General features: G+C 37.1%; 6 protein-coding genes and 1 tRNA gene. 2 read left to right on the forward strand and 5 right to left on the reverse strand.

Annotation, left to right across the window (positions count from 1 at the left end):
• Positions 1-35 precede the first annotated feature (35 nt).
• From B11cv2_RS06960 to aroA, 4 genes are all read right to left on the reverse strand, one after another.
• The gene (locus B11cv2_RS06960; protein ID WP_100693890.1) at positions 36-8609 is read right to left on the reverse strand and encodes a GH36-type glycosyl hydrolase domain-containing protein; all 8574 of its coding nucleotides are present in this window, start codon (positions 8607-8609) and stop codon (positions 36-38) included.
• 182 nt (positions 8610-8791) lie between these two features.
• Positions 8792-10492: a 30S ribosomal protein S1 gene (rpsA, locus tag B11cv2_RS06965; RefSeq protein ID WP_100693891.1), complete on the reverse strand. Its 1701-nt coding sequence runs from the start codon at positions 10490-10492 to the stop codon at positions 8792-8794.
• Between the two features lie 133 nt (positions 10493-10625).
• Positions 10626-11273: a (d)CMP kinase gene (cmk, locus tag B11cv2_RS06970; RefSeq protein ID WP_100693892.1), complete on the reverse strand. Its 648-nt coding sequence runs from the start codon at positions 11271-11273 to the stop codon at positions 10626-10628.
• Entirely contained in the window at positions 11270-12598 is a 1329-nt protein-coding gene (aroA, locus tag B11cv2_RS06975) for a 3-phosphoshikimate 1-carboxyvinyltransferase (protein ID WP_100693893.1), read from the reverse strand. The genes cmk and aroA overlap by 4 nt, the downstream gene beginning before the upstream one ends.
• A gap of 184 nt (positions 12599-12782) precedes the next feature.
• Here aroA and B11cv2_RS06980 point away from each other — a divergent pair, with 184 nt between their 5' ends.
• Complete coding sequence (locus tag B11cv2_RS06980) at positions 12783-13160, forward strand: TIGR02300 family protein (protein WP_035005508.1); 378 nt, start codon at positions 12783-12785, stop codon at positions 13158-13160.
• A gap of 103 nt (positions 13161-13263) precedes the next feature.
• Positions 13264-13339, forward strand: a tRNA-Ala gene (locus tag B11cv2_RS06985).
• Positions 13340-13942: 603 nt separating this feature from the next.
• Here B11cv2_RS06985 and mutS read toward each other — a convergent pair.
• On the reverse strand, positions 13943-16678 hold the full coding sequence (gene mutS / locus B11cv2_RS06990; RefSeq protein WP_100693894.1) for a DNA mismatch repair protein MutS: 2736 nt from the start codon (positions 16676-16678) through the stop codon (positions 13943-13945).
• Positions 16679-16805 lie beyond the last annotated feature (127 nt).

Below are 16805 nucleotides of genomic sequence, written 5' to 3' on the forward strand. Positions count from 1 at the left end.
TTTAGAGCTTTGAGCAATATAAAAAGCTTTTTTATTTATGATTCTAGAGTATATACAATTTCATGGTTGCCTGTTTTTTTTAATTTTATGCCTTGATCGATTTTGTTGTATTCTTTTCCGTCAATACTGAGCATGTTTTTATTTGCTCGTCTAATTTTAATTTTATAAACAGCACTGTGAAATTTCATTTTTGCTTCATATGCAGGCCAGAAGGAGGGTAAATGTGGGCGTAAAAATAATTTTCCAGCTTGCAGATGAAGTCCAAGAATAGTTTGTATTGCTGCATGATAAAGCCATCCTGCTGAGCCTGTATACCATGTCCAGCCACCTTGTCCACAATATGGTTCAACTGTGTAAATATCTGCGGCCATGACGTAAGGCTCAACGCGATAGATTTCTGGATTTTGACCATGATTGATAGGATTTATTTTTGAAAACAACGTGTAAGCTTTGTCTTCTTCTCCTATTTCAGCAAGTGCTAAAATGCTCCAAATAGCACCGTGAGTATATTGCCCACCATTTTCTCGAATTCCAGGAGGATAACCCTTAATATAACCTGGCTCGAGGGAACTTTTGTTGAAAGGGGGCCAGAAAAGACGTATGAGACCAGTTTTTTCATCATAGAGGTGATCAAGCAGAGATGCCATTGCTTGTTTTTGACGGCTAGAATCTGCCATTTTGGAAATGACAGCCCATGATTGAGCAAGAGCATCAATTTGGCACTCATCATTTATTTTAGATCCCAAAGGAGTTGCATCATCGAAATAACAACGTCGGTACCAAGCACCATCCCATCCTTTTTCTTCTAAGGCTTTAGTGAGACGTTTCAAATATGTACTCCAAGCTTTTATGCGGCTGTGATCGTTACGATTTTTAGCGAGAGGAATGAACTCTTGTAAAGCAGTGCCTAGAAACCATCCCAGCCAGATACTTTCACCTTTGCCTTCAATACCCACTAAGTTCATACCATCGTTCCAGTCACCACCTAGAATAAGGGGTAAATTATTGGGGCCACAGCGCTTGATAGCGAGATCTAAGGCTAAAGCACAATGTTCATACAGTGTTGTAATGTTGGAGGATTGTATAGGCTGGAAATAAGCATCTTGTTGCCCTGTGGCTAGGGGAGGGCCTTCGATGAAAGGAACAGGGGTATCAAGAAATGCATTCTCACCAGTGGTGCGAACATATAGAGCTGTTCCGTAAGCAAGCCAAACGATATCATCAGAAATAAGTGTCCGGACGCCAGCATTCGTATCAGGAAGCCACCAATGTTGTACATCTCCTTCAGGAAATTGGTGTGCTGCTGCATTTAGTAAGTGTTCACGCGCTAATTGTGGTTTAAGCAATAATAAAGATAAACTGTCTTGCAGTTGGTCACGGAAACCGAATGCTCCACTGGCTTGATAAAAAGCTGAGCGCGCCATTAAGCGGCATGCATAAATTTGATAAGGCAGCCAGTGATTGACCATAATATCAAAAGAGGGATCAGGAGTTTTTACTTGTAGTGGAGAAACAAAATCATTCCATTGTTGTTTTTGTTGTGCAAAGACAATTTGAAAATCATCTTTACGAGCTTGATCAAGCAGTTTTTTAGCTTGTTGTATGCTTTCAGTATTGCCAAGATAGAAGATGATTTCTTTTGTTTGTCCTGGTTGTAAATCAATATCATAGGCGAGGGCTGAACAAGGATCACAACCGGGTTCTACTATATTTGAAAGTGGTTCAGCTTTACGAATAGCTTGTGGGTGCTGAATTGTTCCTGTTGTACCGATAAATTCAGTACGATTAGTCGTAAAACTGGTTGGCATTTCGGATGCTGATAAAAAAGTAACCTGTTGAGATTTTTCAATGTGATAAGGATTTTGAATAAAATGTGCACCACGTTTAGAATCATAATGGGGAATAATAAAGGGCGCGTATTGTGTACGGATATTTCCTAAAACCCATTCGGCATAATTATAAAGGCGTAAGCTATGTGGTGTTTCTCCTTCATTTTTAATGATAAGACGAGAAAAACGAATTGGCTTTTCTCCATTAAGTGTGTGGGTCAGTTCTAATGCAATGTCTGAATGTTTAGATTTAAAAGTTGAAAACCCAAAACCATGGCAAGCTTCATAAATGACGTTATTATCACATTCGACGGCAGAAACTGGAGAAAAGCATTTTAAAGATAGGCGATCGACAAGATAAAGCGCTTCCCCTGGACGATTGGTAACGGGATCATTACTCCAAGGCGTTAATTGATAGTCACGGCTATTATGAGACCATGTGAAGAGCGATCCTTCGGCGGATACATGAAAGCCAAAACTATTGTTTGCAATTATGTTAATCCATGGATGTGGTGTTGTTTGACACCCATTCAGACGGACTACGTAATGGTTATGGTGATTAAAACCACCATAACCATTCCAGTAGCACAAATCTTCACTCGGTACGGGGAAAGGAGAAGTTTTTTGTTGGTCAATGAGAGCAATGGAAGAAAATAGAGTTTGTTTGATTTGTGGGGCTTTTTGTATTTTTTTATTAGATTTTTTGTAGTTGGATTTATTATTAGATTTTTGACTATGACTGCTAATAATTAAATCGGAATCAATATTTTCTATACGTTTCAATTGTTCAGATAAAGATCCATTCTGAGCATGCAGGATAATGCGAGCTGACGCGAGAAGTGTTTGAAAATTTTGTTCACTCATTTGGTCGCGCTGGAGGGTAAAAATATGATTTTGTCCGTCCATTTCTTTTGTACGGTGACGGTAAGACTCGCATGCCCATTCAATGGCGCGTTGTGTATTTTGTAGATAAGAAAATGTCTGTTCATTTAAAATGACTAGATCAACAATGAGACCTCGCATACGCCAATATTCATATGCTTTAAGCAGTTCACGAAGTACAGTGATATCTGTTTCATTATCGAGTCTGAGAAGGCAAATAGGATAGTCTCCTGAAATAGACATTGGCCATAAATTAGATTGTTTTCCAAGAGTTTTTGCTAATATTTCCGGAGGAAGACGCCACGTTCGATCAGGGTAGATAAGTGGTGTTATATATTTTTGGTAAGTAATAGCTTCTCTAGGATTAATATTTTTTTGATACAGTGAAACTTGTGAATGCATCCATGCTTTTAATAAAGCTTGCTGGAACATATCAGGTTGTCGATAGGATTCAATATAGTTTTGTAATGTTTCTTTTGAATCGGCAGCAAAAGTCCAAAAAATAAGCTCTGCTTTTTCATGTGCTGGAACTTTTATACGACAACGGATTGAGATAATCGGATCAAGAACACACCCTTGATTACCTTTGAAACGAGTCTTTTGATCAAAGATAATTGGGTGATGAATAGATCGACCACGGCCAATAAAAACGCGACGATCGGTTTCTGCTTCTGCTTCTGGGATAATTCCTGATGGATCAGTAACAAAGTGAGCAACGTGAATATTAGGATCATGAGGAGAGCGTTTGCGTCTTTTAGCTAAAATTGTTCCACCTGAATCAAGAATTTCTGTTTCTATGAACATTTGCGAAAAAACAGGATGAGTAAAGTAATCTTTCATTGTTGCGAGTGCTAATTCACCATAAGAAGTTATTTCAATTATTCGGTCTTTGTTCGTTGTATTCATTAACTGTATACGTCGACCTTCACCGTCACCTTCAGAAGTAACAAGACATTCAAGTGTTGATTTCAGTCCATCAACTGTTTTTATATATTCAGCTTTTTCATCTGTAAAAATACTGACCACTTCTTCTTCGGCTATACGTGTTGGTTCACTAGTGATAGACCACCAGCGTTTATTATGCGTATCTTGGACAAAGAACAGAGTTCCTTGTTGATCTTCGGATGCATCAGGAATAAAACGCGTGATAGCATAGTTATGCCAACGGCTATAACCAGAACCATTTGCTGTTGTCATTATGGAATAACAACCATTCGATAGAAGCAAAGTTGCGCGAGTTTTAAGAAGAGGACTTGTAATAATGCGCACAGGAGTATCATCAAAACCTCTAGAGTTATTCTGTATAGAATTATTGATTTTAGTATGAATAATAGGAATTTGTCGTGGGGCTCTTTCCTGTAATAAGAGTTGTACAGCTTTTATAATTGGATCACGATGAAAGCGATTGCGCATACGCCCTTCAAAAACGACATTATCAATAGCAAGAATTGACATGCCATGATGATGTGCATAATAGTTACGCACGATAGCATATTTTTTTTCTTTTTGTACACGTGAAGGGGTAAAATCAATAGCATCGTAATAGCCGTATGTCCCTAAAGCGCCGAGATTACGCAGGTATTTTAGATTAGCGATAGATTGAGCTGGCATATATTGTGCAGCTAGAAGACTAGCATAAGGAGCAATAACAGCATTGCGTGATAAGCCACGTTGAAGTCCTAGACTTGGAACACCAAAATTAGAATATTGATAATTCATTAAATGGTCACGGCTATTGAATGCAGCTTCTGAAATACCCCATGGTAATCCTCGTTTGCGCGCATATTGTATTTGATGGCGAATAATGAGGCGATTTGTTTGATCGAGTATGGACCCTAAGGGTTCATGTATAATGAGAGAAGGCATAAGATATTCAAACATGGATCCTGACCATGATAATAAAGCACTTTTCCAACCAATTGGGGTCAGTAATCGGCCAAGACGAAACCAATGTTTAAATTTAATGTCACCCTTAGCGATAGCAAAGAGGCTTGAGAGACGCGCTTCTGAAGCTAGAAGATCATAGCAGCTTTCATCAAGTTTATTTTCCTGTACGCGATAACCAATAGATAAAAGTTGACGTTCAGTCTGTTCTAAAAAATCAAATTTCATATCTAAAGCTATTTGTCGGGCTTTTTCAGATAAAGTATTTAATTCTTTGCATAATTCTTTAATATCATAGTTATTGGTAATATCATGGTTATAAGCTTCACAGTTTTCTACTAGGCATTTAGCCCAAGATAACATATGAGCAGATTCTTTTGTTTGGATTATTTTATCCAGTTCATTGATTAAATGTGCAATGTTACGAGCAGTAATAGAAAGACGAGAGATACTCATAACAGTTGCCGATTTTGCTTTGAGTTCACTAACAGAATGGTGAAAATGAGCAATATGCTCTTTGATTTGTTGATGGAATGGATGAATAAATTTAAGGTTGTCAGGAATTTCTTTTAAGATTTCTTCAAGAATATTACTAATATCGAATAAGCCATCTAGATTGCTTTGTAAAAAAGCATCAGGTATTTCAGCCCACTCGCTTAAAGCGGAAGATAGCGTTATTAAATGGCCAGCAAGATTACCGGAATCAACTGTTGAAACATAAGTTGGTAGAAGAGGTTTAAGTGTATCTGTTTCATACCAATTATAAAGATGACCTCGAAATTTTTCCATTTTTTTGAGAGTACTTAATGTGCGCTTAATTCGCATAATGGTATCTTCAGAGCTAATCCAACCAAAATCACGTGCGGCAATAATAGAAAGTAGGTAAACTCCAATATTGGTAGGTGATGTGCGTCGTGCAACAAGAGGTTCAGGATCTTCTTGAAAATTGTCAGGTGGCAAATAATTATTTTGTGCATCAACAAAGGTTGCGTAATAAAGCCATGTCCGTCGTGCAATGCTCCGCAGTATTTTTTTATCTGCAGAAGATATATCAAGAACATCTCGAAATGTTATTGGTTTACTAATAATCCATGCAATCAGTGGTGAGAAAAACCATAAAAGCCCAAAAGGTAAAGCGATCAATATTGTTGAATTATGAAAAAATAGAGGTAATCCTATAGCAATAATACCAATAAATACTGCTGGCCACATAGTGATGATATAGAAGCTTAAATTATTGGGAATGGCTTTCATTGTGGCTGAAGTTTTCCATTCAAGAAGATATTGTTTGGAAATCATCATTCGATAGAGTGCACGAATGATTGCATCAGTCATAAAATAAGCTGAGTGGGCTATAAATGTGATTTTAAGCAATATTTCTAACGTCGTGGAGGAAATACTATTTAAAATTAATTGTAATTGTCCGCGTAAAGAATAATCGCTATTAGAGGAAATGAATGTACGCAGCAAACCTAAAATTGATGCAATAAAGGGACTAAAAAGCAGAAATATTTGCCAAACAATTGCTATCTTTGATGGTAAAAAAGACCATCCTGCTGTTGCTGCAACAAGCCACATGAGTGGCGTAAGAGAACGCCGCAAATTATCTTGCATTTTCCAGCGCGTGGTGAGACTCACTCTATGGTGGTTTAAAAGATAAGGTAATAACTGCCAGTCACCACGGATCCAACGGTGATGACGAGCGACATCCATATTATAGGTTGTTGGATAATCTTCAATGATTTCTACATCACTTACAAGTGCAGCACGTGCATAACTTCCTTCTAAAAGATCATGACTAAGAACAGTGTTTTCTTTGATTTTGTTCTTCAGTGCTTGTTCAAAGGCATCAATATTATAAAGACCTTTTCCAGTAAAAGTTCCTTCTCCCAAAAGATCTTGATAAGTGTCAGATACACTAAAGACATAAGGATCAATTCCACGATTGGTAGAGAAAATCCGTTGCAAAATTGATGTTTCTTCTTCTGCTGTGAGAGGAGGTGTAATACGGGGTTGTAAAATGCTGTAGCCTTTTATAACCCTTCCATTTTTTTCAGAAAAAACGGGACAATTAAGTGGATGGTTGAGCTTACCAACGAGTTTAGTGACACTTTCAGGAGTTAGACGTGTATCTGAGTCTAAGGTCATAACAAAATGACAATCCATGGGAAGGTGTGGATCTGGAGCATAAAAACTCGTATTTTTATTTCCTCGGAGTAAGAGATTTAGCTCATGAAGTTTTCCGCGTTTACGCTCCCATCCCATCCAGCATTTTTCATGAGCGTTATAAAGACGTCGACGGTGGAGAAGAAAAAATAGAGGAATGTTATCACACTGATAGCGCTGGTTTAGTTGAGCAATACCCTTTTTTGCATAGTGCAATAGATCAAGGTCATTTTGTGTTTCTTCAAATGGAGAGTCTGCCCAGTCTGTGATGAGAGCAAAATGAATGGCACCTTGGGGATTAGAAAGGTAGTGCACTTCAAGATTACTTATTTGTTCATCAATATCATGATGTGATGTGATTAAAGTGGGGACAACAACCATAGTGCGGGCATCTTCAGGAATACCTTCTTTATATTCATAACCAATGAGCCGTTTTGGTGAAACAAACCATGAAACAACAGTGTTAAAAAAAGCAAAAGTAGCATCCATAGTAGGAAAAAGTGCTAGTGCAGTGAAAAGGAGTGTCATTAATGGTGTGAGACCAGATGTTCGTAATGAAATATAGATCGTGGACAAAAGAACCAGCATTAAAAGAGAAACAGGGATGGCAATAATTCCTATTTTTAAACGATGATAAGTTTGAATCCATTTTGTCAGAAATGACGGATTATATTTGCAAGCTTCTTCAAAAATAGAGCGTCCGTCATCAACTAGGTACCACCCAACAGAAAAATTATTCTTACAGGCAACATCTTGAGAACAAGTTTTTGCCATTTCTACAGCTTTATATGCAACTTCTAACTCACTAAGAGGTGAGCGATGGGCGATTTTTTCGATGACTTGTCGATATGCATTACGTGAATGAGAATCAATTTCAGAAAAATCACTATTTTCGCGCAGGATAAAGTCTACACAACTTACTGTCTCAAACCATACCACCCAATCAATATCATCCATAGTTTTGAGAGCACGAATAATATTGCCCATGGTGATACCATCTGTTGTTTGACGAGTATGTTCATCAGCTGTGATCATTTCTGGACTACTGCTATGAAGATGCAACTGTTTTTCAAGCCAAGTTAACGCTATTGTTGCATCAACAGATGCTCCTCGCAGACGGTAAAATAAATGAGCTGAAAAAATCGAATGAGAGGTTAGTTTTTCATAAAGAGTGAGAATATTTAATTGAGTTTCATTTTTTGTAAGGGCGATTTTATCGGCTACTTGATTAGCAAGAAAGCGCATATAGCGTGCTTGTTCAATACGCAATGAAAGACGGCGGACATTTTCAATTAAGATCATACGAACAACAAAAGGAAGAGCCCATAATTCACTAATTTTTAGAGTACAAACTTTTTGAAAACCATTAACCATCGCTGTTAGCGTTTCTTGTGAAAATCTGCTATCTGTATGGGCAACATAAAGCCAAGCTAAAACAAAAATACGTGGAATTTCTTTTTTTTGTTCATAAAAGGGGAGTTGCTTGATGAACGATTTAGAAAAATTGCAGCGTAACTCCTGTATAGTTTTGTCAATAGTGTAATGATTATCAATAAGCCACTGGGCGGATGGTGCAATTGTTTCGTTATTGCGTGCAGCAACGTCATTGATGTGAAAGACATGGAGAATAAGTTTAGAATTTTCAATTAATCGTTTGCGAAAATCACTTTCTTCTTCTTTATATTCAGGAAGAAAGATTTCTTGACCAGAGGCTATAGTATAGCCTAACTTATAAAGTTCTTCTTGTGATTTATTAGTTGAACGGATAGGCGAATTAATCTCATCGAGAGAGTGAATTTTTGTCTTTTGGGAAGAAAACCACTTCATGCGATGTAATTTGGGTACCATAATATTCTATTACTATTCGATGATGTGTTATTTACTCAATAGATTATTGGTATTTTATCTCAATAAGTGAACAACTTCATTTTGTAAGTTTTGAATTTTTTTTAAAAAATTAAGGGATTAAAAAAGATTTCCTAATGAAGAATAAAAGGCCACTATATAATTAGTAGCCTTTTATTTCATGATTAATCTTGTTCTTGCTTTTTTAAAGCTGCGCCAAGAATATCCCCAAGAGAAGCTCCTGAATCTGTAGAGCCATATTGAGCTACAGCTTCTTTTTCTTCTGCTATTTCTAAGGCTTTGATTGAGACTGAAAGCTTACGAGTTTTTTTATCAAATGCAGTGACTTGAGCATCAACTTTTTGTCCAATAGCAAAACGCTCAGGACGTTGCTCATCACGATCCCGTGCCAAATCAGTACGGCGGATGGTGACTTCAAGATCATGTTCAATAAGCTTCACATCAACGCCGCTTTCATTGATGCCTATTACTTCACATGTAACAATAGCACCTTTCCGTAATTCCCCAGACGCTGCTGCTTCTCTCATTTTGTCACTGGATAGTTGTTTAATTCCTAAAGAAATACGCTCTTTTTCAACATCAACATCAAGAACAACAGCTTGAACAGTATCACCTTTATTGTAAATATCAATAACTTGTTCACCAGGACGATTCCAATCAAGATCAGAAAGATGAACCATACCATCGACATCACCTTCAAGACCAATGAAAAGACCAAATTCTGTTTTGTTTTTAATTTCGCCTGTAATTTTTGAATTCACTGGGTATTTATTCGCAAAAGTTACCCAAGGATTTTCAGATGTTTGCTTTAAACCAAGCGAAATACGACGTTTAGAAGAATCAATTTCAAGAATAACAACTTCTACTTCTTGTGATATAGAAAGGAGTTTTCCAGGATGTATATTCTTTTTTGTCCAACTCATTTCAGAGACATGGATTAATCCTTCTATTCCTGGTTCGATTTCAACAAAACCACCATAATCAGTGATGTTTGTAACAGCGCCAGTAATTTTTTTACCGACTGGATATTTAGTGTTAATATTATCCCATGGATCGTTTTCAAGTTGTTTCATTCCAAGCGAAATACGATGCGTGTCTTGATTGATACGAATGATCTGAACTTTAATAGTTTGGCCAATTGTTAAAACTTCAGATGGATGGTTGATACGTCGCCATGCCATATCTGTAACATGCAAAAGTCCATCAATACCACCGAGATCAACAAAGGCTCCATAATCTGTTATATTTTTGACAATACCTTCAACAATTTGGTTTTCTTCAAGATTTTGAACAATTTCTGAGCGCTGTTCAGCACGACTTTCTTCTAAGACAGCGCGACGTGAGACAACAATATTACCACGACGGCGATCCATTTTTAAAATTTCAAAAAGTTGTGCATTATGCATTAAAGGTGCAACATCACGAATAGGTCGAATATCGACTTGACTACGGGGCAAGAAAGCAATAGCACCGTCGAGATCGACCGTAAAACCACCTTTAACTTGACTAAAGATAATGCCCTCTACTCGTGTCCCTGCATTGAATTTTTCTTCAAGACGAATCCAGCTTTCTTCACGACGTGCTTTTTCACGCGATAAGACAATTTCACCTAGCGCATTTTCAATACGTTCAATGTAAACTTCAACTTCATCACCGATTTGCAAGGAACCATCTTTACCTTTGCTACCAAATTCCTTAAGTGGAATACGTCCTTCTACTTTAAGACCAGCATCAATAATGGCCATATCTTTTTCGATTGCAATGATGCGGCCTTTAACAACAGATCCTTCATTAAGGTCATTCGTTTGAAATGATTCCATTAAAAGGGTTTCAAAATCTGCTGTTGTGGGATTGTATTGTGACATGAGAACTCCTGATACATACCTTATGTTGCCAAAGGTATAAGCGCTAGGTTAGTGTTAATATGAGGTAACTCCACACCTTCTCCCTTTTCGTAAAAGAAAGATAAGCGCTAGGCTGGAAATCACCTTGATGATTTTATTTAACGGCATGCTTTTTTATAAGAGGATCAATAAAGGCGCAAGCAGTTTTCAATACTTCTTTTATACTCAATTCTGATGTGTCAAGCAAGTGGGCATTCTTAGCTGGTTTTAAAGGATGATATTTTCGAGTCATATCACGTTTGTCACGTTGTTCAAGATTGGCCAAAATTTCATGATAGTTTGCTTTTCCTCCTTTTTTTAAAATTTCTTGGTATCGACGTTTTGCACGTATTTGAGCATTTGCTAGGATATAAAATTTTATATCTGCATGAGGACAGACAACAGTACCGATATCACGGCCATCAAGTACGCTTCCTGGTAATTTTTGGGCAAAATCACGTTGTTTGGCAACAAGAATTTCACGTACAGCTGGTATAGTCGCTACTTGTGATGCGGCTTCACTAATATCAAGAGAACCGAGAAGAATTGGATCTAAAGTGTTAAAATCAAGTTCTTTAGCATATGCAACAGCATTTATGTGATCATCTAGGGGTAAATTTCGTTTTAAAAGCGAATAGCCAACACTGCGGTAAGTGAGACCAGTATCCAAATGGTGAAGATGATAATAGGCAGCAATTTGTTTTGCTAAAGTTCCTTTTCCAGATGCTGAAAGGCCATCAATTGCAATAATAAAAGGTTTCAATAGATTCGACCTCCAAGTTGATGCATTAAAGGAATAAATTCTGGACAATTGGTAATAATCATCTGTTTATCATCAATCATAACAGGTTTTTCTGAGACGAGTCCAAAAATAAGAAAACACATTGCAATTTGATGATCAAAATGTGTAGTAACGCGCCCACCTCCTAAATCTTTGATAGAATTTTTCCCATGGATAATAAGAAAATCTTTACCATTTTCACAATGAATATGATTGATTTTTAATCCTTCAGCAAGGATAGAAAGTCGATCTGATATTTTACAAAATAACCCTTCAATTCCTGAGATAATTGTTTTCCCTTTTGCAAAGGCTGCTGCTATTGCTAAAGCAGGATATTTATCAATTATTAATGGGGCTCTTTCTTTTGGTACAGTTACACCTTTTAACTCGGATGATTTAACGCGTATATCGACAATATTTTCTATACCTGTTTTGCGTTGGTTCAAGAGTTCAATTTTAGCACCCATTTCCCATAATGTTTGGATGAATCCCATTTTCTCGTCGTTGACGAGAACATTTTCAAGTGTGATATCAGAATTTTCTACAAGAAGAGCTGCAATAATTGGAAAAGCTGCTAAGGATAGGTCACCTGGAACATTAATGATTTGTCCAATAAGATGTGGCTGACCCTTAAGAGAAGTGAAACGTGTGCCTGTTTTATCTATTTTTATATCAATTTCAGCACCAAATGCTTGTAGCATTTTTTCTGTATGATCTTGTGTAAGAGTTGGCTCAATAATGGTTGTAGTACCAGCGGTATTAAGACCGGCAAGAAGGATTGCTGATTTTACTGGGGCGGAAGCCATAGGTATAGGGTACCGAATCGGGTTAGCCATTTTGGGACCGTAAAGCGTTAAAGGCAAATGATTACCAAGAGTTGGCTCAGTTTCAACTCCCATTAAACGCAATGGATTAAGGATATGCTTCATTGGATATCTAGAGAGTAAGGCACCGCCGAGAAAAGCCGTTTTCATATGGTAAGAGCTAACCAGTCCCATGATCAGGTGAGCACTCGTTCCAGAATTGCCAAAATTTAAAGGTGTTTGTGCTTGTAGTAAACAACCATTACCGGTTCCATGAATAATCCAAAGGTTATTTTTTTTGTAATATTGTGCTCCCATAGCTTGCATGATGGTAGCTGTACGCAAAACACTCTCACTTTCGAGAAGCCCGTGAATATGTGATTCTCCATGCGCCAATCCTCCTAATATAAGTGCTCTATGGGAGATTGATTTATCTCCTGGCATTTTGATTGTGCCAGAAAGATTGGTTGATTTTTTAGCAGTTGCTGGTATTGCTTTATACATCGAATCTTTATTTAATAAGACATAAATTTTAAAAAATTAGACGCCCTTTATCATATGTTTTGATAAGCGTCATGAGAAAATCCGTGTGGAACTATGTATTTGTCTTTGACAAGTGCAGTGTTTTTTGTTTAAGCACCATGGAATTCGTTTTAATGCAATTTAACTAACCAAAGAGGCACGGTCTATGGCAAAGCCAGAACTTGGAACCAAACGTGTTGACCCAGAAACGGGAAAGAAATTTTATGATCTTAATCGTGATCCTATCGTGTCACCTTATACAGGGCTTTCTTATCCGCGTTCTTATTTTGAGGTTGCAGCGGCTGAAGTAAGTAATGAGGAAGAGGTTGATACTGAAGAACTTGATACGGCACTTGAGAAATCTGCCTTTATGCTACTTGAAGAAGATGTTGATGTGTCTAAAGATGATGAGATCCCTGATTTGGATGATGACGATGTAGATCTTGTTGATGATGATACATTTTTGTCTCATGACGAAGGTGATGAAGATGATGATGTAACTGATATCCTTGGCAATGGGGTTTCTAACGATGATGATGTTTAAAAAAGCAAAAAGAGATTATGTTCTATTTATTGACATAGATTTTTCTTGATCTTCAGTTTATCTCGTTCTAAGAACTCTGTGGAGAGTATTTATTGTTTTTTGTGGGGCTATAGCTCAGCTGGGAGAGCGCTTGCATGGCATGCAAGAGGTCAGCGGTTCGATCCCGCTTAGCTCCACCAAAAAGATAAAATATTTTTCTTAGTACAATAGAATAGATATTCAAAAATAGAGTTTGTCCATTCATCGAAAAATGGGGCATATAATTGTATTTTTTTGTTGTCTCTAGTAAAATTCATTTCATTATTATTTAAACTCAAAAAGTTTTATAAAAATATCATGAAGTTTTTCCGTTATTTATAATGGTGAGATATAGTGATAATAAGCTAAAAGCTCCTTCATAAAGGATATATTTACAATTATAATATTTCATTTTTATATTTGAAATTGATAGAGAAAGAGTATTGGTATTTCTTATGAAAATGCTTTGTTTTTTGTAAATTATAGTTGTTGAGGAGAGTTTCATAAAATGGTCGAAAGTTTTATGATTTCAATACCTAAAAATTCTAAATATTATTATGAATAAAATAATCAAAAATATTGTTGCTTGTATTTTTTATAATATGAGTACTTATGTTATGAGAATGAAAAATAATTTTAAGTTATTTTTTGAATTTTTAATACAAATTAAAGATATTGTAATGCAATTTACTTTCTGTATAAAAAGTTTTTAATAATATAACAGTTTATTCTTGTAGAATTTTTTTTAAACTTTTTATCAAAAATTATTGTTCTTCAAGTCGTTTGAGACGGTAGAGTTCTTCTAAAGCAGCTTTAGGGGATAATTCATCGGGATGGATGTTTTTTAAAGCATCTTTAATCGCACAACATTTATCATTTTTTTCATTTGTTAAAGATGTTGCTTTGAGAGAAAATAGCGGCAAGTTATCAATTAATTTATCACCCTTTCCGGACATTTCACCTTGTTCTAATTGACGCAGAACATCGGTTGCACGAGAAATAACTGTTGCAGGTAATCCAGCTAGCTTTGCCACTTGCACACCATAAGAGCGATCAGCGGTGCCTTTAGTGATTTCATGAAGAAAAATAACATCACTATTCCAATTTTTAACTTTCATTGTTACATTATGGAGGCGATTGAGTTTTTTTGTTAACGCCGTCATTTCATGAAAATGTGTAGCAAGAATAGCACGACAGCGGTTTATTTCATGGAGATGTTCAACTGTTGCCCAAGCAATTGAAAGACCATCAAAAGTTGATGTTCCTCGTCCAATTTCATCGAGAATGACAAGAGAATGGTTACTGGCGTGGTTGAGAATAGTTGCTGTTTCAACCATTTCCATCATAAAGGTTGAGCGTCCTCGAGCAAGATCATCAGAAGCACCAACACGACTAAATAAACGATCAACAACGCCAATATGAGCTGAAGTAGCTGGTACAAACGATCCCATTTGTGCCATGATAGCAATGAGAGCGTTTTGTCTTAAAAAAGTTGATTTTCCTCCCATATTAGGGCCTGTTAACAACCAAATGTCTGCATCTAGGTGTTTGTTTTGTGCCGAAAGATCACAGTTATTGGCAACGAATGGTTCCGCAACTTGTTTTCGTAATGCTTGTTCTACAACGGGATGACGTCCAGCGGTAATATGAAAGGCTAATGAATGATCAACTTTGGGACGACAATATCCTTGTTCTTCAGCTAAGTGGGCTAAAGCAACAGATACATCTAAAATAGCTAGAGCTTCAGAAGCTTGACGAATGAAATCAATTTGTTCGGTAATTTCATCGACAAGTTTATCAAAAATTTCCAATTCAAGCGTTAAAACATGATTTGCAGCATGGGCAATACGACTTTCGAGTTCGGCGAGTTCTGTTGTAGTGAAGCGCATAGCATTCGCCATTGTCTGTCGGTGGATAAAACGAGCTTTTGCTTGTGGAGTATTTGTGAGAGCCGATGCTTGTAAGTTCGTTACTTCAATAAAGTAACCTAAAATATTATTATGTTTAATTTTGAGTGTTTTAATATCTGTTTCTTTAGCATATTGCGCTTGGAGTTTGGCAATAACACAACGTGATTCGTCTCGCAAATTACGCATTTCATCTAATTCTTGGTGATAATGAGGACGAATAAAGCCACCGTCCCGCTTGAGAAGAGGGAGATCGTCAGCCAGTGCTTGTTCTAGCTGAAAATGCAAAGCGGTAGGTAAGTGTGAGAATACCTCTCGTACATCATTGATTTCTTGAGGAAATAACTCATTATTAAGAATCTGATTAATTTCATTGATGATTTCAAAACCGCGCTGAATTGTTCCCATATCACGCGGACCTCCTCGACCAAGCGCTAAACGTGATACTGCGCGTGGCATATCTGGTCCTCCTTTTAAAATAAGCTTAATAGCTTCTGCAAGAGAAGGATTGCGTAGAAAAAAATCTATTGAATCAAGACGTTTATCGATAGCTACTGGAGTTGTTAGGGGAGAAATTAAGCGATCGACAAGAAGGCGTGAACCACCTCCTGTGACGGTGCGATCAATCGCTTTTAGGAGACTCCCATCGCGTTGACCGGATGTAGTCCGAATGAGCTCAAGACTAAATCTTGTTGCTGCATCAATGAAAAGAGTTGTGCTTTCATTTTGACGCTCAGGTCGCATGAGAGGGGGACGATGTGTGATTTGTGTTTTTTCGATATAGCGAATAGCAGCAGCGATGGCTGAAAGTTCTGGATGAGAATAATCTGCAATGCCTTTAAGGGTTGAGAGTTTAAAGTAATGACAAATATCTCGTTCAGCAGTGGTGATCTCAAAAAGATTTTCTGGTTGAGGAGAGATGATATTACCGAGAACATTGAAAAGAGCTTTTTGAGATTTATCATGGAAAAATGAATCAGCGACAATCACCTCTTGTGGGTCTACACGCATAATATCTGTTAAGAGATTTTCATGACGGCTTTCTGTAACTCGAAATATACCAGTAGAAATATCAATCCAGGCAAGAGCATATTCCTCTTTACTACGGGTTATCGTGCGAGCAAGTGTCATGAGGTAATTTGCGCGCGCTGGATCAAGAAGTTTTTCTTCTGTTATTGTTCCGGGTGTTATAAGACGGACTACATCGCGCTGAACAACTGATTTTGAACCACGCTTTTTTGCTTCTGCAGGATCCTCTATTTGTTCACACACGGCAACGCGATAACCACACGCAATAAGTTTTTGTAAATAATCATCTGCAGAGTGAACAGGAACACCACACATTGGGATATCTTGGCCTAAATGTTTACCGCGTGTTGTGAGTGTAATCCCTAAGGCTTGAGCAGCTTCAATCGCGTCATTAAAAAATAATTCATAAAAATCACCCATACGATAAAAAAGAAGGGAGTCGCTATTAACAGCTTTGATTTCTATATACTGCTCCATCATAGGGGTAAGGCGCTCTTGATGAGTATTGGATGGAATCGTAGGGCGTTGGAATGAATCATTTTTATGTTCAGTCTCTTTTTCCATTTTAGTATGATTATTCCTTTTAATATGGTGTTTATTGTTCTTTTTTATTTACTTCGAGGTATATCTTCATTACCTCTAAATAAAGCGTATGATAAGATGCTTTGATAAAGTGAGCATAATTATTTTT

It is taken from the genome of Bartonella sp. 1-1C, assembly GCF_002810325.1.
Lineage (GTDB): Bacteria > Pseudomonadota > Alphaproteobacteria > Rhizobiales > Rhizobiaceae > Bartonella > Bartonella rochalimae.

Bases quoted from the DNA above. Each gene is read 5' to 3' on its own strand.
- B11cv2_RS06960 (WP_100693890.1), bottom strand. From the start codon at position 8,609: ATGGTACCCAAATTACATCGCATGAAGTGGTTTTCTTCCCAAAAGACA.
- rpsA (WP_100693891.1), bottom strand. From the start codon at position 10,492: ATGTCACAATACAATCCCACAACAGCAGATTTTGAAACCCTTTTAATG.
- aroA (WP_100693893.1), bottom strand. From the start codon at position 12,598: ATGTATAAAGCAATACCAGCAACTGCTAAAAAATCAACCAATCTTTCT.
- B11cv2_RS06980 (WP_035005508.1), top strand. From the start codon at position 12,783: ATGGCAAAGCCAGAACTTGGAACCAAACGTGTTGACCCAGAAACGGGA.
- mutS (WP_100693894.1), bottom strand. From the start codon at position 16,678: ATGGAAAAAGAGACTGAACATAAAAATGATTCATTCCAACGCCCTACG.